The sequence below is a fragment of the Marinomonas sp. TI.3.20 genome, from assembly GCF_038155025.1.
GTDB classification, from domain to species: domain Bacteria; phylum Pseudomonadota; class Gammaproteobacteria; order Pseudomonadales; family Marinomonadaceae; genus Marinomonas; species Marinomonas flavescens.
The window spans coordinates 37,983-56,144 of sequence record NZ_JBAKAS010000001.1 but is presented as its reverse complement, the minus strand read 5'-3'; the positions used below and the strand labels follow the sequence as shown (position 1 = coordinate 56,144).

Genomic DNA, 18,162 nt, shown 5'->3' with positions numbered 1-18,162 from the left:
ATTGCTCCAAATTCTATCTGAGGCGCTCGCGCAATGAAAAATATATAGGCACGAGCGTCGTTCTTAACCTTTGACGGCACCTGCGGTTAAACCGCGAACAAAATATTTACCTGCAAACACGTACACGATAATGGTAGGTAGTGCTGCGATGATCGCGGCCGCCATATCGACGTTATATTCTTTACCGCCAAAACTGGTGTTGACTAAATTATTTAGCGCGACAGTGACTGGTTGAGAGTCAAAGCCGGAGAAGGCGACGCCAAAGAGGAAGTCGTTCCAGATTTGCGTAAATTGCCAGATAACCGTGACGACAATAATCGGTGTAGAAACCGGCAAAATGATGCGATAGAAAATAGTGAAGAATCCTGCACCATCAAGGCGAGCGGCTTTCACAAGTTCTCCAGGAATAGACTGGTAGAAGTTCCGAAAGAAGAGCGTCGTAAATGCCACACCGTACACGACGTGAACGAATACTAAGCCTGTCGTGGAGCTCGCGATGCCTAACCAACCCAAGGTTTGTGCCATTGGCAGTAATACGACTTGAAAAGGAATGAAGCAGCCTAATAATAAAGCGGCAAAAAATAGGTCGCTGCCACGAAATTTCCATAACGAGATAACATAGCCGTTGATCGCGCCTAGTAAGGTTGAGATCGCAACCGCTGGAATAACGATTTTGAACGAGTTGATAAAATAAGGGGAAATCCCCGTACAAGTACTGCCAGTACAAGCGCCTGACCATGCTTTCGTCCAAGAATCAAAATGCAAGTAACTTGGTAATGAAAGTAGGGTGCCGTTTCGGACTTCTTCCGCGTCTTTCAGGGAGGTAATCAGCATGATCACCAATGGCATCAAGTAGAAAAAGGCCATGATCAACAGGACCGCATACAAAGCAAGGCGTAAGACTTTCTCAACACCCGATGTTTTACGAGCGATTGCGTTATTTTTCATTTCGTCCACCTCGCAATTCAGAGTACAAATAAGGAACTAAGATCGCCAAGATACAACCTAACATGACCATCGCAGAGGCGGAGCCCATGCCAATTTGACTGCGAGTAAAGGTGTAGGTGTACATGAAATTAGCCGGTAAGTCAGAGGAGTAGCCCGGTCCACCATTTGTCAGAGCCTGAACCAAATCAAAACTCTTGATCGCAATATGCGACAGGATCACCAAAGCACTGAAAAATACCGGTTTCAGTGACGGCAAAATGATACGACGATAGGTGGTAAAGGTACTGGCACCGTCTAGATGTGCCGCTTTTATTAAATCCCCATCCACACCGCGAAGACCAGCGAGGAAAAGCGCCATCACAAAACCAGAAGCCTGCCATACCGCGGCAATGACTAAGCAGTAAACAACTCTATGAGGGTCGGTTAACCAATCAAATTTAAAGTTCTCAAAGCCCATGTCTATCATGAGTTTTTGAATGCCGTTGGTCGGGTTAAGTAGCCACTTCCAAGCGGTACCAGTCACGATGAATGAAATCGCCATTGGGTAAAGGTAGATGGTACGAAGTGCGCCTTCTGCACGAATCTTTTGATCAAGGAAAATCGCCAACATGATGCCAAGAAATAAGCAGATTAGAATGAACAAACTGCCGAAAATTCCTAGGTTGGTTAACGCAACCATCCAGCGGTCATTATTGAATAAACGCTCGTATTGATCCCAGCCAACGAACTTATACGAAGGCAGCATGCGCGAGCCTGTGAAAGACAAAACAGCAGTCCATATCATGTAGCCATAAATACACACGATGGCGATAAGCATGGTTGGCGCTAGTACTATTTTTGGCATCCAATCTGCCAAGCTTAGGCGCGCAGGACGGCCTAACTGAGTCTTTTTCGACTCAGAATTAGTGGCGTTAGTATTCATAATTGATACTTCACTACAAAGGAGAAATAAAGAGGCTGACCGGCGGTCAGCCTCGCGAGCAGGGTGTGATGATTACATGCTTGCTTTTACGGCACGTGCTAGTTTGTCAGCGGCTTGTTCAGGCGTCATATCATCGGTGTTGAAGAAGTTAGTAATAACGTCAAACATTGCACCTTGGATCATAGAGTTAACGGCCATACCGTGTGCCATACTTGGTAATAGATCACCAGTAGCAGAGGCGGCGTTAAACGCGTCCATAGATGAGTCTGCACAAGCATCAAACTTACCTCTGGGCATGCCTAAACGAACAGGAATAGACCCTTTCGCCAAGTTAAATGTCTCTTGGAACTTAGGTTCTAGGATTAAACGAGCCAAGTCACGTTGGGCTTTTTTCGTTTCTTTTCCATCGACTTTAAACATGGCAAGAGAATCGATGTTGAAGGTATATTGGCCACTTGTTCCTGGTGCTGGAACACAGATGTAATCAATACCTGGTTTTTTACCCGCGGCGGTAAATTCCCCTTTTGCCCAGTCACCCATGATTTGCATTGCGGCTTTACCATTGATCACCATGGAAGTGGCTACATTCCAGTCACGGCCAGAGAAACCAGGGTCGACATATTGACGCATTTTTTTGAATGTCGTTAGCGCATCGATCATTTTTGGACCTTTGAGCGCATCGTCTTTTAGGTCGATAAAGGCGGCTTTATAGAAATCGGTTCCTTCAGACAAGGCAATGGCTTCGAAAAGAGTCGCGTCTTGCCAAGCTTGACCACCGTGAGCGAGTGGAATGAAACCGGCTTTTTTGATTTTGTCGGCGGCCACGAAGAACTGAGCCCATGTTGTTGGAATAGATGCCCCAGCTTTACGGAAGACATCTGGATTTGCCCACAACCAGTTTACACGGTGTACGTTAACGGGAGCGGCAACATAGTGGCCGTCGTACTTCATGATTTTGCTGACAACCGGTGGAAGAATTTGATCCCAATGACCCGCTTTGGCAACGTCATCGATGTTTTCTAGGAAACCAAGGTCACCCCATTCTTGAATGGTGGGTCCTTTGATTTGTGCAGCAGAAGGAGGATTGCCGGCGATCGCGCGAGATTTTAGAACCGTCATAGCGGATTCACCACCGCCGCCAGCGACAGCGAAATCTTTCCAAGTGTCTCCAGCGTCTTTCATTTCTTGCTTAAGTACATTGATTGCAGTGGCTTCGCCACCAGATGTCCACCAATGTAGAACTTCTACTTGACCCGCTTGGCTAGAGGTTGCCGCGAGTGAAAGTGCAACAGTGGTTAAACCTAGAGCAATTTTCTTCATGATAGTAACCTTTTTTATTGTTATGTTTTCTAAGCTATCAGTGCTTAGTGTCTTTTCGGCTTGAGTGTTATTTTTGAGGAGTAGCACTCAAGCTTGTCAATTTAGCAGAGAGTGTGTTTTTTATGGGTAATATAGAGCAACCTAATGTAACAAAGTCTTGCAAAGGGGAGATGAGATAGCCTGCGAAGATGTAATATTCGCGCTAGAATAGGGCTTCTAGCGCTATTTTTTACCAATTTTTAGATGTTTTTCTACACAGTGTGAAAGAAAAAATAGTGGTGACGTGACAGGGCTAATGTCTTGGTAACCATAGTTTTGCTTCTAAACCGCTCTCAGGAAGGTTGCTTAACGTCACTTCGCCACCATGGGCTCTGGCAATATTTCTGGCAATACTAAGCCCCAATCCCATGCCTCCCGGATGGCCAGAATGGTCAGGGGTTAGGCGGGTGTAAGGCTGAAACATTTTGTCTATTTGTTCAATAGGAATACCAGGGCCATGGTCACATATGCGCACACAAACTCCATCGTCTTCATCTTCAATAAACACTTCGGCCGTATTGCCGTAATACAAAGCATTGTCGATGAGATTGCCTAAGCAACGTTTAATCGCTAAGGGTTTACCCATGTAAGGGCTGTTTAGGTGGCCGCTAATAATGAGTTTTACGGTGGATAAGTTCGTGGCACTTTGCATGTCTTCTAGCATTCTTAAAATATTAAGATTGACGCGATTTTCGTGAATATCGGTCTCTTTTACACTCTGAAGGGCACCTTTTACTAACATATCCAAATCTTCAAGATCTCGAATCATCGCATCACGAGTATCGTCTTCATCAAGCATCTCTGCTCTTAGACGCAGACGAGTAATCGGTGTTTTTAGATCATGAGAAATGGAGGCAAAGAGTCGTTCACGATCATTTAAGTAGCGCTGAATACGCGCCTGCATGTCGTTAAATGCACGGGCGGTCTTGCGTACTTCTACGCTGCCATACTCTTTGATGGGTTTGGAGTCACCTTGACCAAAGCGCTCCGCTGCTCTTACCAGCATAGCGAGAGGTCGCGTTAACCGTCGTAAGATGAGAAGGCTGAGTAATAGCACAGTAATCACCGAAACCGACATGGTAAACAAACGTTCGCCGGTGAGTGCGGAGACACCATCCAGAAAATAAGGGTCAGGCATTAGACTGGCAAGATACAACCAGTCTTTATCGTTGATGGGGATTTGGATGATAATAATGGGTGGCGTTAGGGGCTTAACCAATAAGCTGTGGTTCCCCCATCGTTCTGGTAAATCTGTTAGTAGCGTGTGGTTATTAATAACATGTAAATCGTCTGGGCTGGAGAAAGCAATTTTCGCATTGTGAATGCCGAGCTGTTTGACGAGAGTAGATTCAATTTGATTTTTGACAATGTCCATTAACGGTGAGTCGTGCAGCTCATTAATGCGAATTTCCTCGCGATTGAGCGTAACAAAAAACCGTGTTCCCCCCATGCTTTGAAGTTGATCAATGACAATGTGTCGATAATTGCGCGGTAAAGCGGTGAAGTAGCTGATTGTCGAAGCAATGCGATAAGACATGTGCTTGGAGACTTCTAGTACGTTCTTTTCCGTGTCGGACTGAAGTTGGCGCAACCATATGGTCGAGCTAATAAATTGTGCACTGGCCACACCCAGAGCCATGATAATGAGGATTTGGCCTGTTAGGGAGTTAGCCCAGCGTTTTATGCGCTTATTAATGTTGTTCATCCATACTGGCCGTGTCAGATGTCGTGACATTCGCAGTTAAAATATAGCCTTCGCCGCGTACGGTTTTGATAAGTTGGGGCTGTTTTGCATCTTCTCGTAGTCGTTGGCGTAACCGGCTGACGTGAACGTCGATGAAGCGGTCAAGTGGCGCGCTGTCACGACCTCGAGTATTGGCTGCAATATGTTCTCTTGTTAACACTTCTCCAGGACTTGCCAAAAATAGCATGAGCAAGTTGTAGTCCGCACCGGACAAGGATTCTTTTTCATTTTTATAATGCAATTCTCTAGATAGAGTATCCAACGTAAAATGAGAAAAATGATAAAAGCGCTGAGCAATGGTAGGCACAGCGGCAACTTCTGCGTGCTCCATGCGCCGTAGAATGGCTTTCATGCGTGCGAGGAGCTCTCTTGGGTTGAAGGGTTTAGCAAGATAATCGTCCGCACCAATTTCTAGACCGATAATACGATCTGTTTCGTCAGAATTGGCGGTTAACATGATGACGGGCACCTGTGACTGTGTTCGCAGCGATCGGCAAACTGAAAATCCATCTTGGCCAGGTAGCATAATGTCTAATATAACCAAGTCGACTTCTTGTTCAGGTGTAAAGTCAGCCAAGAATGCTTCGCCTGATTCTGCGGTTAAAACCTGAAACTGGTGTTTTTCTAAGTAGGCTTGCAGCAGGGTGCGAATATCATTGTCGTCATCAACGACGTAGATGCATTTGGCTTTCGTCATTATTATTCTCAATAAAAAAGATCGTTTATTCGGTCATTTTTCAGTCTAACAAGAAACCTAAAAGGAACCAATTATTACAATAATTGAGAACCACAAAGCAATTAAATAAATTAAATTGATTTAATAGTTGCCAACCTGCATAATTTTTCCTATCCCTAGATCATATTGTTCAATATAGAGAAGAGAAGATGACGACAAAAATAATGGCATTTGGTGAAGCGCTGATTGATTTCCTTTCCAACGGGGCCACACAAGCAGGTGAATTAGAATCTTTCACAAAATTCCCCGGTGGTGCGCCAGCGAATGTCGCTGTTGCTGTCGCCCGACTGGGTGGCAACAGTCATTTTACTGGACAAGTTGGTGATGATGCCTTTGGCCACTTCCTGAAAGATTCTCTTGAAAGCTACGGTGTTATCACCGATAGCATGTTGATGACAAAAGAAGCCAAAACAGCGTTGGCGTTCGTTAGTTTAGACAGCACTGGCGAGCGCAGTTTCGAGTTTTATCGTAATCCTTCTGCCGATATGTTGTTTCGTGAGTCAGATTTCAACGCAGCGTGGTTTGAAGGCCAAGGTGTTTTTCATACGTGCTCGAATACGCTGACGGATGAATCAATTACTGAAGCTACGTTAGCAGGTGTTCGTATGGCGCGTGATGCGAATTGGATTGTTAGCGTGGATGTGAATCTACGCATTAATCTTTGGCCTGATCATAAAGTTGATACGCAAAGAGTGATTAATTGGATGCAAAGCGGTGATGTGGTGAAAGCCAGTTTGGAAGAATTAGCGGTTTTGGCTAATGATCCATTTGCTTTGATCGACGAGAGTCTGGTTGCTGGCGTGACCTTATTTGTACTGACAGATGGTGGTAATCCAATTCGTTTTTACACAAGAGCTCAAGGTAGCGGAGAAGTGATGACTCCAAAGGTTGATGTGAAAGATACCACAGCGGCGGGCGATGCCTTTGTCGGCGGTTTACTGTATCAATTAGCAGAACAAGGAGGTGATCGTACCTCGCTTGCAGAATTATCTCAGTCCCAGCTGACAGATATTATTCGTTTTGCGGCCGCATGTGGTGCTGATTCAGTTACAAAATTAGGGGCTTATCCTTCATTACCAACGCGTCAAGAAGTAGAAGCGCGTCTTGTGACATCATTTTCTTAACGGCAATAAATGAGCCACTAACGAGATAAAAAACTCTTTAAGTTAAACGTTTTAGAAGAACGCGAGCAATCGCGTTTTTTTATGCTTTCGATTTGGTCTAACCCGTTTTTGTTTTTTTAAGTTATCTATACTTTGTTTGATTTTTATACATAAAAACCCATAAAATCAGTAAATTTCAGCCAATATGCCTTTTATAAGTGATTCCCCCACGCCATTATTAAGTATTTTTCTATTTTCCCCTTCTACTAATTTTCATTTATTAAGATGATATTAAGCTGTAAAGGCAGTTGAATCCCTTAACAAGATTATTAATAATCAGATTTCTTCTTAATGCATAAAGAAGATCATTTTTAATACAGCACTGACTTACAATAATAAAAACAAAGGCAGGTGAAGGGCGTTATCCTAAGCCGGCCTGTAAGGAGTACTCATGAAAAAATCTTTCTTGCCGGTAGCGATACTACTATCGCTGTCTGCTCATTCTGTTTTTGCTTCTGGCCTTTTATTTCCTCCGGGAAAAGACACACGCTTTACTTGGTCTAGCTATGATTCGCTCAAATCTGAACATCTTCAAGGTCAAAAAGTATCCGTGTTTGGTCCTTGGCTAGGTGATGAAAAAACGAGATTTGAAAACGTTATTGCTTACTTTGAAAAAGCCACAGGTGCCGATGTTGAATACGCAGGCTCTGATTCGTTTGAGCAGCAGATTGTCATCGACACTCAAGCGGGTAGCGCGCCCAATATTGCTATCTTTCCGCAGCCAGGTCTCGCCGCCAATCTCGCCGCCAAAGGCTATTTAACACCTTTTGGTGATGATGCTAAAAAAGGCATTTTGAATGATTATGCGGCAGGGCAGTCTTGGGTAGATTTGGCCACCTTTAAGGGGAAAGATGCCAAAAAGCATTTATATGGCATTTTTTATCGCGCGGATTTGAAATCACTCGTGTGGTATTCGCCAGATAATTTCTCAGACGCAGGCTACGATATTCCTAAAACAATGGAAGAATTGAAAGCACTCACTAAGCAGATTGTTGCGGATGGAGGAACGCCTTGGTGTATCGGTTTGGGTTCCGGTGCTGCGACGGGTTGGCCTGCTACTGATTGGGTTGAAGATATTCTACTGCGCACTCAACCACCCTCTGTTTATGATGGTTGGGTGAGTAATAAGGTGAAATTTAACGATCCACGAATCGTTGATGCTATTAAAAATTTTGGCTGGTTTGCTCGTAATAATAAGTTCGTTGATGGTGGTTCCGCTGCGGTAGGATCTACTGATTTTCGCGATAGCCCTAAAGGTTTATTCACCTCTCCTCCAAAATGTTACATGCTTAAACAAGCATCATTCGCACCCGCATTTTTTCCGGAAGGGACTGAAATGGGGGTCGATGCAGATTTCTTCTATTTCCCTGCTTACGCCTCTAAAAAATTGGGCAAGCCAGTGGAAGGGGGAGGTACTCTAATCTCGATTACTAAAGACTCCGTAGGCGCTCGCGATTTCGCTAAGTTCCTTCGTTCTCCTATCGCTCATGAAATTTGGATGGCGCAAGGTGGTTTCTTATCTCCTGACTTAAAAGCCAATCCTGCGGTGTATGCGAGTGACACTCTACGACGAGAAGGCAAAGTCTTGCTGAATGCTTCTGTGTTCCGTTTTGATGCGTCAGATTTGATGCCCGGAAAAATCGGATCAGGTGCATTTTGGACAGGTATGGTTAATTACGTCAGCGGTGAATCAGCTAAAGATGTAGCAAACGATATCCAGAAAAACTGGGATGCCCTGAAGAAAAACTAAAGTCACTTTTATCTGTGTGGATAACGAAGAGTCAAATTTCGACTCTTCGTTATTAATTGACACAGCCAGCCAATTTTTTTGAATTTTACGTGATGTTGGAGACTCTATGGGACAGCTCGCTTCTGCGTTATTGACCATGATTCTAGGAGTAATGGGATGCGCATTGTATTTCTATGGCTCTAACTTTCTTTTGGATAAGATTTTCCCTGCTAAAAATAGACCGGTGGACGTAATCGCACGTAATTTACGAATGACGAGTCGTATTCGACCTTGGTTGTTTTTAGGTCCTGCGGTGTTGTTGCTGACGTTTTACCTTGTTTACCCTGTTGTGGATTCGATTATTTTATCTTTCTTCGGACGTGCGGGTGAAGAGTTCGTCGGTTTATCTAATTACACTTGGCTGTTTAATAACGATGAGTTTTTAGAGTCGTTTCGAAACAATATGTTGTGGTTAATTGTCGTGCCAACGATGGCGACGTTTTTGGGTTTGGTGATTGCCACCATGACCGACCGTATCTGGTGGGGCAACATTGCCAAAACCTTTATCTTTATGCCGATGGCCATTTCTTTTATTGGCGCGTCGGTCATCTGGAAGTTTATCTACGACTACCGTAGTGGTGGTGATGCTCAAATCGGTTTATTAAATGCCATTGTCGTGCATTTTGGTGGCGAGCCGCATAACTGGATCACCATGCCATTCTGGAACAGTTTCTTTTTGATGATTATCCTTATCTGGATACAGACCGGTTTTGCTATGGTCATTCTGTCTGCGGCGCTACGAGGAATTCCTGATGAAACAATTGAAGCTGCGGTGTTAGATGGTGCTAATGGGGTTCAAATCTTCTTTAAAATCATGGTGCCGCAAATTTGGGGAACGATTGCTGTTGTATGGACGACGATCACTATTTTGGTGTTAAAAGTATTTGATATCGTTTTGGCCATGACAAATGGTCAGTGGGATACTCAAGTATTAGCCAATCAAATGTACAACTGGATGTTTCGCGGTGGTGGTGATTTTGGCCGCGGCGCAGTGATTGCGATTGTTATTATGGTGATGGTGTTGCCTATCATGGTGTGGAATATTCGTCGTGCTAATCAAGAAATGGAGGGTCGTTAATATGATCATGTCATCAAAGCGCTCTCCTTTGACCTATTTGGTTCATGCCACTGTGTTATTTTTGGTCGTTATTTGGACCATTCCAACAGCTGGATTATTCATATCATCCATTCGTGACAAAGATCAATTAGCCGTGTCTGGCTGGTGGACGGCTTTATCGACGTCTACACAGATGATCGTTGATCGTGCAGATCCACCGAAAAGCCAAACGAAAGAAGGCGATCAATTTGTCATCAAAGGTAATGTTTTAAAGGGTAAACCCGGAAAAATTAGCCTGTTCGGTTTTAGCTCTTTGCATCCTGAGGCTTTTAACGCTGGCAGCGTAGCCAATATGCGTCATGGTGAAACCCTGCAGATGATGCCTAATGGGGATTATACATTATCATCGCCTAAAGAATGGCATGGGCGAAATGGTAAACGGCTGTTTTACACCGCGGACATACCACCTCGTTTTACCTTGGATAATTACCGTGAAGTATTGGGAGCAGAAGGGTTAGGGCAATCCTTTATTAACTCGCTCACGGTAACTATTCCGGCCACTATTATTCCTATCCTTATTGCGGCATTTGCTGCTTATGCCTTGGCTTGGATGCGTTTTCCTGGTCGCGCTATATTGGTGGCTTGTGTCGTTGGCTTATTGGTAGTGCCTCTGCAAATGTCATTGATTCCCTTGTTAAAAAGCTATAACTGGATAGGGGATATGTTTGGTGTCAGCTCGAAGACTTATGTAGGAATTTGGCTAGCACATACGGGGTTTGGTTTGCCGTTGGCTATTTATTTACTGCGTAATTACATTGCTGGTTTACCGAGTGAAATTATTGAATCTGCTCGAGTTGATGGTGCTTCGGACTTCGAGATTTTCCGTAAAATCGTTTTACCATTGTCTTTTCCTGCGTTGGCATCGTTCGCTATTTTCCAGTTTTTATGGGTATGGAACGACTTGTTAGTCGCAATGGTTTTCTTGGGTAGTAGCCCAGATCATATTGTATTAACTGGGCAATTGCGTGAGCTACTCGGCTCCCAGGGTGGTAATTGGGAAATTCTGACGGCTTCAGCCTTCATTACTATTATTATTCCGCTTTGTGTGTTTTTCGGTTTACAGCGCTTTCTAGTGCGCGGTTTACTGGCGGGATCTGTGAAATAATAATGGCTGAGTAACGTAGAACATAATCAGCGAATGGATGAGTAGATAATATTCCTTATCCTAATGCGAACTCAAATTGAGGTAAGTATTCATGGCAGATGTAAAATTAACCCATGTTAAAAAGATCTACTCCAACAAAATTGAAGTGCTACACGATATAAATTTAGACATCAAAAAAGGTGAATTCATTGTCTTCGTTGGGCCGTCTGGTTGCGGTAAATCCACTTTGTTACGAATGATTTCTGGCTTAGAAGAGATTTCCGGTGGCACCTTAGAAATCGACGGAAAAATGATGAATAACATCCCACCGGCATTGCGTGGGATTGCGATGGTGTTTCAAAGCTACGCGCTTTATCCACATATGTCGGTATATGACAATATGGCATTCAGTTTGCAAATTGCTAAAAACAGTAAGCAGGACGTTGATCTACAAGTCAGAAAAGCCGCTGAAATGCTGCAATTAACGCCCTATTTAAATCGTTTGCCAAAAGCCTTATCGGGTGGACAGCGTCAACGAGTCGCCATAGGCCGTGCCATTGTTCGTCGTCCTAAAGTATTCTTGTTTGATGAACCTTTGTCTAATTTAGACGCCGCATTGCGTGTTGCAACGCGTATGGAAATTGCTAATTTGAAAGAAAGTATGCCTGAGTCGACGATGATTTATGTTACTCATGATCAAGTGGAGGCGATGACGCTAGCGGATCGTATCGTGTTGCTGTCGGAAGGTAATGTAGAGCAAGTTGGCTCGCCTTTGGCGCTATATGAGCATCCTGCTAATGTATTTGTGGCTAAATTTATTGGCTCGCCTGCAATGAATATTGTGCCATGTCATATTGATCAAGCGGGAGAAATCACTAGGGTATCTCTGTCTTCCGCGGAGACAGTGGATGTCCCAATATTGACTGACGCTAGCGAACAGGGAAAAGCGGCTTTTTTTGGTATCCGGCCAGAAGATCTTGGTCTCGTGGATAGTCAAGAGCAAGGGTTTGTCTCTGGTGAAGTGGCGTTTGTTGAATCCCTTGGTGAAGCGACATTGCTGCACTTAAAGGTCAAAGGTTGCCAAGAAATGGTCATTGCTAAGCAAGCTGGCACGTTAAAAATACAACGAGGTGATTTAGTTCATTTGTCCGCTGCTCCAGAGAAAATGCATTTATTTAATCAAAATGAACAATCTTATCGTCGAGTCTCTTAGTCCTACAATGTAAATGATTTCAAATGTTTGGGCGTAATAATTAAGAGCGTTTTATTTTTCGGAGAATGGATATGACACAGAATTTGAATTGGTGGAAAGGTGGCATTATTTACCAGATTTACCCTCGTAGCTTCATGGATAGTAATGGCGATGGGATCGGTGATTTGGTGGGGATTACCAGTAAATTAGAGTATGTGGCCTCGCTAGGGGTAGATGCTATTTGGCTGTCCCCCATTTTTACGTCACCAATGAAAGATTTTGGCTACGATGTTTCTGATTATTGCGATATTGACGCCATGTTTGGCACATTATCAGATTTTAAAGCCCTTATAGATAGAGCTCATGAACTTAACTTAAAAGTCATGATAGACCAAGTGATTAGCCATTCATCAGATCAACACCCTTGGTTCGAAGAAAGTCGTCAGGATAAACTCAATCCAAAAGCTGATTGGTATGTGTGGTCCGACCCCAAGCCAGATGGCTCACCGCCAAATAATTGGCTATCAATTTTTGGTGGTAGCGCATGGAAATGGGACAGCCGCCGTTTGCAGTATTATTTGCATAACTTTTTAGAATCTCAGCCAGATATGAACTTTCATTGCCCTGATGTTCGTAAAGCCCATTTGGATAATATGAGGTTTTGGTTAGAGCATGGCGTGGACGGTTTTCGTTTGGATACGGTGAATTTCTACTTCCATAGTCTAGGCTTGGAAGACAATCCAGCGGTACCAGAAGGCGAGCCTAAAACACTGGGTGCACCGGAGGATAATCCATACACTTATCAACGTCATGTATACGATATAAGCCGACCTGAGAATTTAGATTTTTTAAAAGAATTACGTTTGTTGATGAATGAATTTCCTGGCAGCACAACCGTTGGGGAAATTGGTGATGATTTTCCGCTTAAGCGTATGGCGCAATACACTTCTGGCGGTGACAAGCTGCATATGGCTTATACCTTTGATTTTCTGAATAAGTTCCATTCGCCTGATTACATTCGAGATGTATTGGCAAATATGCAAAATATTGTTGGAGATGGCTGGCCTTGTTGGGCGTTATCTAACCATGATGTGGTTCGGTCTTGCACTCGTTGGGGAGAAAATGAAGACCCTAAAGCGTATCCGTTGATCGCAATGGCTTTGATTTTATCCTTACGCGGTAGCGTGTGTTTATACCAAGGAGAAGAGCTAGGTTTACCTGAAGCAGAGGTCCCTTTTGATCGTTTACAAGACCCGTATGCTATTCCTTTATGGCCAGTATCTAAGGGGCGAGATGGGTGTCGAACGCCAATGGTTTGGAACAATACCTATCATGGTGGTTTCTCTACAGTGGAGCCTTGGTTGCCTGTTGATGATCGTCATTTAGCGCTTAGTGTTGCTGAACAAGAAGCTGATCCTAGTGCGTTATTGCATAAGGTTCGCCAACTGATCCATTGGCGACAAAAGCAGCCTGCTTTGGTCAATGGTGAGTTTGAGCAAGCGGATGTGAGTAATCATGATTTGGTTGCGTTAATACGACGCTATGATGGACAAAGAGTGTTGGTGGTTTTAAATATGACTGGCCAAACGCAAGCGGCAGAGCTGCCGATGAATATTTCTCAGCCCCTAGAAGGGCATGGGTTTAGTTCATCCGTGGATGGAAAAAGACTCATCTTACCGGCATATCAAGCTTATTATAGCGTGTTATCAGAATAGCTTTTATGGCCAAATATTCTGATAATTCTAATAAAGTGAGCCTATTTTTTAACCATGAGAGGCTGCATTTTGAGAGTGTTGTATGAAAAAACATACTAAAAAATTAACACTAAAGGATGTCGCGCAGCTATTAAGCGTGTCAACTGCAACTATTTCCAATGCGTTTAATCGGCCCGATCAACTGTCTGTCACGCTTCGTGAAAACATTCTTGAAGCATGCGAGAGGGTAGGATACTTCGGACCCAATGCGGCCGCGCGCAGTTTGCGCACGGGCCGCACAGGAATTGTTGGTATCGTTTTGTCAGATGATCTGAGCTATAGCTTAACGGATCCCGTGGCGAATCAATTCCTTAAAGGCATGGCGGATATATTCCAAGATTATGATTACAACATGTTGTTACTGTCAGCCTCAGATAAGGGCCAGCAGGACGCACAGAGTCGTATGCAATCTTCTATGGTCGATGGGTTTGTGGTTTATGGTCATAAACCACAACAATGCAGTAATGCCCCTTGGTTAATGCCAAATAGAAACATTATTACTGTAGACAGCTTTATACCTGGTACGACTTCCGTGAACGTAGAAAATCATAAAGGGGCTTATGAAATTGCCTGTCATGCCCTTGCTCATCAACCACAGAGTATTGCTATTCTTGGTTTAAGTTTACTGGATACGGATCGTGTTTGTCGTATCCGTGAAGGTGAATTGTTTGATGCTTCTGCGTCTATTTCTATTCAGCGCTTGCACGGCTATTTTCAAGCCCTTGAAGAATATGATCGCCATCTACCGCCAGAGTGTATATGGAATATTCCTGAGAATACCCATGAAATGGCGTATCAGGCGGCTCGTGAGGCCCTTACCATGGCGGATCGCCCTCAACTCTTATTGTGTATGAGCGACCGTATTGCTATTGCAGCCGTACAGGCGGCATTAAAAATGGGTTTGAGAGTGCCGGAAGATCTACTTGTCGTTGGTTTTGATGGCATTGCGGAAAGTGAAAATTTCCACCCTTCAATTACGACTGTACATCAGCAAATGGTCGAGAAAGGGCGAATTGCCGCTCAGGTTTTTTTAGGGCTACACGAAGCGAAGGACGTGGTATTAGAAACCGAGTTAATTATTCGCCAGAGCTGTCCAGCCGTGACCTCTCAATCTGTTTTCACCAAGTCTGATTTGCCTGTCAGTTCATGTTAATAAACCCTAGGTAATCTTGATTCTTATTAAAGCCAATAATCGGAAATATTCACTTCAGGGTCAAGATGATAGCTAATCTGCGCTTGTAATAATTCGGCAGATGATAATGCATCTGTTAAAGCATGATGAGCTTTATAGCGTGGTAAATGATAGCGCTGTCGGCAGGCATCTAGGCGTAACGATGGTCGTCTGGCGATGATGCGTTTCCACCACGGGGTTTTACTAAGTGCTAAGCGTTCTATGTCCATGGTATCTAATACTGGAAAATACAGTGGAAAACCATAAACATTGAGCGCCGCTTCAAGTAAAAATTCTCTCTCGATAGAGACGCAATGAACGACGACGACTTTGCCTGATAGTGTGTTTAGAATCTCATTGAGAATACGATGTAGTGGTGGGGCTTCGGCGAGCTCTGAATGGGTTATTTCATGAATCGTAACAGACTCTGCATTGAGCGTTCCTTTCGGTTTTGCCATCCAATATTGAGCGCCATTACAGCGCACAATACGATGATCCATTGGCACACTGCCTAAACTGATAATCTCATCTGTTTTTGAATTTAGTCCCGTTGTTTCCAAGTCTAATGCCAGCAATGGGGTGTCTTTCAACTTTGTGTCTAGCGCAACAGTGCCGGCTTCATAGTAGCGTTTGAGAGGACCTTCTGGTGCGTCCTTTGCCCACTGTGCGAACATGGCTTGCCAATCTTGAAGCGGTTGGGGCTTGTTTCCTTTTATGGTACGAATCAGTCGCATAAACATCTAACTACGCTTCCCGGCATAGCGGAATTTAATAAATTCCTGTTGCCTTGCTACGATGTGAAAGGCATCACGTAAATGGCGTTTTTCAAAGGATGATAAATACGCTGGATTCACTTGGTTTGTGGGTGCTTCTTCTTTTTCGATTTGATCTTTTTGGCTACGAATACGCACCATACCAATCATTTCTAAGGCAAGAGCTAAGTCTTTTGCGCGTCCATCTGGTAGCAAACCTGCGGCCTCGATGTCTTCTATACGTTCTAAAGTATTGAGTTTGTCACTGCCGCAGGCCAAGGCATGAACTCTGACAATGTCGATAATCGGTGCAATACCGCGTTCTTTTAAGTTAAATGTACGTGATTGCTTACCTTCACCATCGAGTACAAATTGTCGGAAAAAGCCGAGTGGAGGTTTTCGCTGATTAGCATTACGCGCCATGAAAGTTAAGAAGCCAGGGTTCTGTTTTGCCTCTTGGCGGATGTGTTTATTAAGCTCTTTGGCTAAATGCTTTTCTCCGTACACTCCTTTTAGATCGAAAAAGATGGATAAGCGCAATAATGCTTCGGCTTTAGGGTCTTGAATCCAATCACTGAAATATTTTTTCCATTGCTCAAGTGGTTGTCGCCAAAGAGTATTGGAAGCCATAACGTCACCGGTACAAAGAGGGTAACCACAGATATCAAGGTTTTGACAAACCCATTGACTTAAATTTTCAAAGTAGTCGCCATGTTCTTTTGGGTCGTAGAGATTGCTTAAGATGAGTGCGTTATCTTGGTCTGTTTTTATGGTTTGTTCTTCACGAGCTTGTGAACCTAGCGCTACAAAACAGTAGGGTACAGGAGGTTTTCCGAACTTTTCTTCACCCAGTTGTAGTAATCGTTTTACAAAGGCAATCCCAATATGAGACATGGCATTGCCAATCATTTGAGTATTGGCATCGGCGAGCACGAGTTGGGTGAAGGTATGAGTCATCTTGTGGCTGATGGCTTGCAGACCTTCGATACTGGTTTGCTTGTGGATATCGCTAATCAGGTAAATACTGCCATGGCTTTCGGTCTGAACGATATCTCCGGTGCTGATCACTCCAATGGGGTGGTTCGCTTTAACGATAGGAATGTGGTGAATGTTCTTTTCCATCATTTTGAGCACCGCTTCTGCGGCATAATCACCGCTGTCCATGACGACAGGATCGCGAGTCATCACTTTACCAACAGGTGTGTCGTAATCTAATCCTGCCGCAACCACTCGGTTACGCAGGTCGCGATCCGTCAAAATACCGACTAATGCGTTGTCTTCCATGATTAGTAAGCTGGACACTTTCTTATCCGCCATCATTTGCGCAGCCATGCGAATATCAGCATCTATATCGATGCCTATGGGGGGACGACGTAGCAGGCTAACCACAGGGCAAGTGAGTAACGAGACGCTGGATATTTGTGACTCCATAGCTACTTTTAGGCGAACTTCTCGATCTAATTCAAAGAAGTCTGAGAAGGCATCGTTTTCTTCATATAGTTTGAGAAACCAGCGAGCAGGAATACGGTAAAGTAGGCTATCTTCAATCGCACGCATCGACTGTGAAAATTTACCGCCACGTAATAGGGATGCTGAGCCAAATAGTTCGCCTTCATTCATACGTCGAATTAACTTTTGTTCTTTACCGAGTGTTTCTACTGCACCACTACGGATAAAGAACAAAGTATGGTTGAGTACACCTGGTTGGATTGCCCATTCTCCGGCCCGAAGATATTGGATCTCAATTTCTTTGACCATGTCATAGAGTTGCGGATCATCTGCAAGCTCGTTGAAAGGAGCATATTGGCAGAGCGCTTCCACGATCTCGGTTAATTCGACGTCCATAACAGGTTCCTATTAGTTAAAGCGTTGGCGATACGATGCTGAGTAAGCCCATAATTAAAAATAGCAGGCAGGCAATTCTACGAGTCAGTGTTGGATTGATGCGATCCATTATCCAATTACCAGCAAACACGACGGGAACATTTGCGATCATCATACCAATGGTTGAGCCTAGTAATACTAATCCAACATTACCATAGTGAGCACCTAATAATACGGTGGCTATTTGTGTTTTATCTCCAATTTCCGCGAGGAAAAACAAAAAGAAGGTCGCTAAGAAAGCGCCGTATTTGAGCATTCCACCTTCTTCACTGTCGTCCTTATCGGGAATAAGCAGCCATAGACCGACAGCAATAAAACTTAATCCAACAACCCAGTTTACCCAAGCACCCGGTATCCAATTAGCGGCTTCAACACCGAACCACGCGGAAATAGCGTGATTGAGTAGAGTAGAAAATAACATACCAAGAATGATGGCGGTTTTTGAGGAAAAACGAGCAGTAAGGAAAAGGGCAAGAAGTTGAGTTTTGTCACCCATTTCGGCAAGGGCAACAGTAGAAATCGAAGTCAGTATCGCTTCCATTATTGG

General features: G+C 43.9%; 15 protein-coding genes. 7 read left to right on the top strand and 8 right to left on the bottom strand.

The window, feature by feature from the left end:
- Positions 1 to 63: 63 nt before the first annotated feature.
- From V6259_RS00240 to V6259_RS00220, 5 genes are all read right to left on the bottom strand, one after another.
- Positions 64 to 948 (bottom strand): carbohydrate ABC transporter permease, encoded by an 885-nt coding sequence (locus V6259_RS00240; protein ID WP_133012561.1) that lies wholly within the window; start codon positions 946 to 948, stop codon positions 64 to 66.
- Positions 938 to 1,870, bottom strand: coding sequence for a carbohydrate ABC transporter permease (locus tag V6259_RS00235; RefSeq protein ID WP_133012560.1), 933 nt, complete (start codon positions 1,868 to 1,870; stop codon positions 938 to 940). Before V6259_RS00235 ends, V6259_RS00240 begins: the two co-directional genes overlap by 11 nt.
- Positions 1,871 to 1,942: 72 nt before the next feature.
- The gene (locus V6259_RS00230; RefSeq protein WP_341582869.1) at positions 1,943 to 3,190 is read right to left on the bottom strand and encodes an ABC transporter substrate-binding protein; all 1,248 of its coding nucleotides are present in this window, start codon (positions 3,188 to 3,190) and stop codon (positions 1,943 to 1,945) included.
- A 292-nt stretch (positions 3,191 to 3,482) separates the two neighbouring features.
- The gene (locus tag V6259_RS00225) at positions 3,483 to 4,934 is read right to left on the bottom strand and encodes an ATP-binding protein (protein WP_341582868.1); all 1,452 of its coding nucleotides are present in this window, start codon (positions 4,932 to 4,934) and stop codon (positions 3,483 to 3,485) included.
- Positions 4,921 to 5,670 carry a response regulator transcription factor gene (locus tag V6259_RS00220; protein WP_341582867.1) on the bottom strand — a complete coding sequence of 250 codons (750 nt, stop codon included), beginning with the start codon at positions 5,668 to 5,670 and terminating at the stop codon, positions 4,921 to 4,923. Before V6259_RS00220 ends, V6259_RS00225 begins: the two co-directional genes overlap by 14 nt.
- Before the next feature lie 188 nt (positions 5,671 to 5,858).
- Between V6259_RS00220 and V6259_RS00215 the strand changes: the two genes are divergently transcribed.
- From V6259_RS00215 to V6259_RS00185, 7 genes are all read left to right on the top strand, one after another.
- Positions 5,859 to 6,833: a carbohydrate kinase family protein gene (locus tag V6259_RS00215; RefSeq protein ID WP_341582866.1), complete on the top strand. Its 975-nt coding sequence runs from the start codon at positions 5,859 to 5,861 to the stop codon at positions 6,831 to 6,833.
- Between the two features lie 430 nt (positions 6,834 to 7,263).
- The gene (locus V6259_RS00210; protein WP_341582865.1) at positions 7,264 to 8,622 is read left to right on the top strand and encodes an ABC transporter substrate-binding protein; all 1,359 of its coding nucleotides are present in this window, start codon (positions 7,264 to 7,266) and stop codon (positions 8,620 to 8,622) included.
- A 106-nt stretch (positions 8,623 to 8,728) separates the two neighbouring features.
- Positions 8,729 to 9,739, top strand: a complete 1,011-nt coding sequence (locus tag V6259_RS00205; RefSeq protein WP_341582864.1) for a carbohydrate ABC transporter permease — start codon at positions 8,729 to 8,731, stop codon at positions 9,737 to 9,739.
- A gap of 1 nt (position 9,740) precedes the next feature.
- Positions 9,741 to 10,883, top strand: a complete 1,143-nt coding sequence (locus V6259_RS00200) for a carbohydrate ABC transporter permease (protein ID WP_341582863.1) — start codon at positions 9,741 to 9,743, stop codon at positions 10,881 to 10,883.
- A 91-nt stretch (positions 10,884 to 10,974) separates the two neighbouring features.
- Positions 10,975 to 12,075, top strand: coding sequence for an ABC transporter ATP-binding protein (locus V6259_RS00195; protein ID WP_341582862.1), 1,101 nt, complete (start codon positions 10,975 to 10,977; stop codon positions 12,073 to 12,075).
- A 71-nt stretch (positions 12,076 to 12,146) separates the two neighbouring features.
- Entirely contained in the window at positions 12,147 to 13,769 is a 1,623-nt protein-coding gene (locus tag V6259_RS00190) for an alpha-glucosidase family protein (protein WP_341582861.1), read from the top strand.
- Positions 13,770 to 13,851: 82 nt separating this feature from the next.
- Positions 13,852 to 14,961, top strand: a complete 1,110-nt coding sequence (locus V6259_RS00185) for a LacI family DNA-binding transcriptional regulator (RefSeq protein WP_133012554.1) — start codon at positions 13,852 to 13,854, stop codon at positions 14,959 to 14,961.
- Positions 14,962 to 14,987: 26 nt separating this feature from the next.
- On the opposite strand, the gene V6259_RS00180 is transcribed toward V6259_RS00185, so the two are convergent.
- The 3 genes from V6259_RS00180 to V6259_RS00170 are packed head-to-tail and all read right to left on the bottom strand — an operon-like array spanning position 14,988 to position 18,156.
- Positions 14,988 to 15,719 (bottom strand): 3'-5' exonuclease, encoded by a 732-nt coding sequence (locus tag V6259_RS00180; protein ID WP_341582860.1) that lies wholly within the window; start codon positions 15,717 to 15,719, stop codon positions 14,988 to 14,990.
- Positions 15,720 to 17,576, bottom strand: coding sequence for a DUF294 nucleotidyltransferase-like domain-containing protein (locus V6259_RS00175; RefSeq protein WP_341582859.1), 1,857 nt, complete (start codon positions 17,574 to 17,576; stop codon positions 15,720 to 15,722).
- A gap of 16 nt (positions 17,577 to 17,592) precedes the next feature.
- Positions 17,593 to 18,156: a TMEM165/GDT1 family protein gene (locus tag V6259_RS00170; protein ID WP_133012552.1), complete on the bottom strand. Its 564-nt coding sequence runs from the start codon at positions 18,154 to 18,156 to the stop codon at positions 17,593 to 17,595.
- Between the last annotated feature and the right edge of the window lie 6 nt (positions 18,157 to 18,162).

Excerpts from the sequence above, each read along its gene's own strand:
- V6259_RS00205 (WP_341582864.1), top strand. The coding sequence starts at position 8,729 with ATGGGACAGCTCGCTTCTGCGTTATTGACCATGATTCTAGGAGTAATG.
- V6259_RS00170 (WP_133012552.1), bottom strand. The coding sequence starts at position 18,156 with ATGGAAGCGATACTGACTTCGATTTCTACTGTTGCCCTTGCCGAAATG.
- V6259_RS00190 (WP_341582861.1), top strand. The coding sequence starts at position 12,147 with ATGACACAGAATTTGAATTGGTGGAAAGGTGGCATTATTTACCAGATT.
- V6259_RS00225 (WP_341582868.1), bottom strand. The coding sequence starts at position 4,934 with ATGAACAACATTAATAAGCGCATAAAACGCTGGGCTAACTCCCTAACA.
- V6259_RS00240 (WP_133012561.1), bottom strand. The coding sequence starts at position 948 with ATGAAAAATAACGCAATCGCTCGTAAAACATCGGGTGTTGAGAAAGTC.
- V6259_RS00185 (WP_133012554.1), top strand. The coding sequence starts at position 13,852 with ATGAAAAAACATACTAAAAAATTAACACTAAAGGATGTCGCGCAGCTA.
- V6259_RS00200 (WP_341582863.1), top strand. The coding sequence starts at position 9,741 with ATGATCATGTCATCAAAGCGCTCTCCTTTGACCTATTTGGTTCATGCC.
- V6259_RS00195 (WP_341582862.1), top strand. The coding sequence starts at position 10,975 with ATGGCAGATGTAAAATTAACCCATGTTAAAAAGATCTACTCCAACAAA.
- V6259_RS00210 (WP_341582865.1), top strand. The coding sequence starts at position 7,264 with ATGAAAAAATCTTTCTTGCCGGTAGCGATACTACTATCGCTGTCTGCT.
- V6259_RS00175 (WP_341582859.1), bottom strand. The coding sequence starts at position 17,576 with ATGGACGTCGAATTAACCGAGATCGTGGAAGCGCTCTGCCAATATGCT.
- V6259_RS00180 (WP_341582860.1), bottom strand. The coding sequence starts at position 15,719 with ATGTTTATGCGACTGATTCGTACCATAAAAGGAAACAAGCCCCAACCG.
- V6259_RS00230 (WP_341582869.1), bottom strand. The coding sequence starts at position 3,190 with ATGAAGAAAATTGCTCTAGGTTTAACCACTGTTGCACTTTCACTCGCG.
- V6259_RS00235 (WP_133012560.1), bottom strand. The coding sequence starts at position 1,870 with ATGAATACTAACGCCACTAATTCTGAGTCGAAAAAGACTCAGTTAGGC.
- V6259_RS00215 (WP_341582866.1), top strand. The coding sequence starts at position 5,859 with ATGACGACAAAAATAATGGCATTTGGTGAAGCGCTGATTGATTTCCTT.
- V6259_RS00220 (WP_341582867.1), bottom strand. The coding sequence starts at position 5,670 with ATGACGAAAGCCAAATGCATCTACGTCGTTGATGACGACAATGATATT.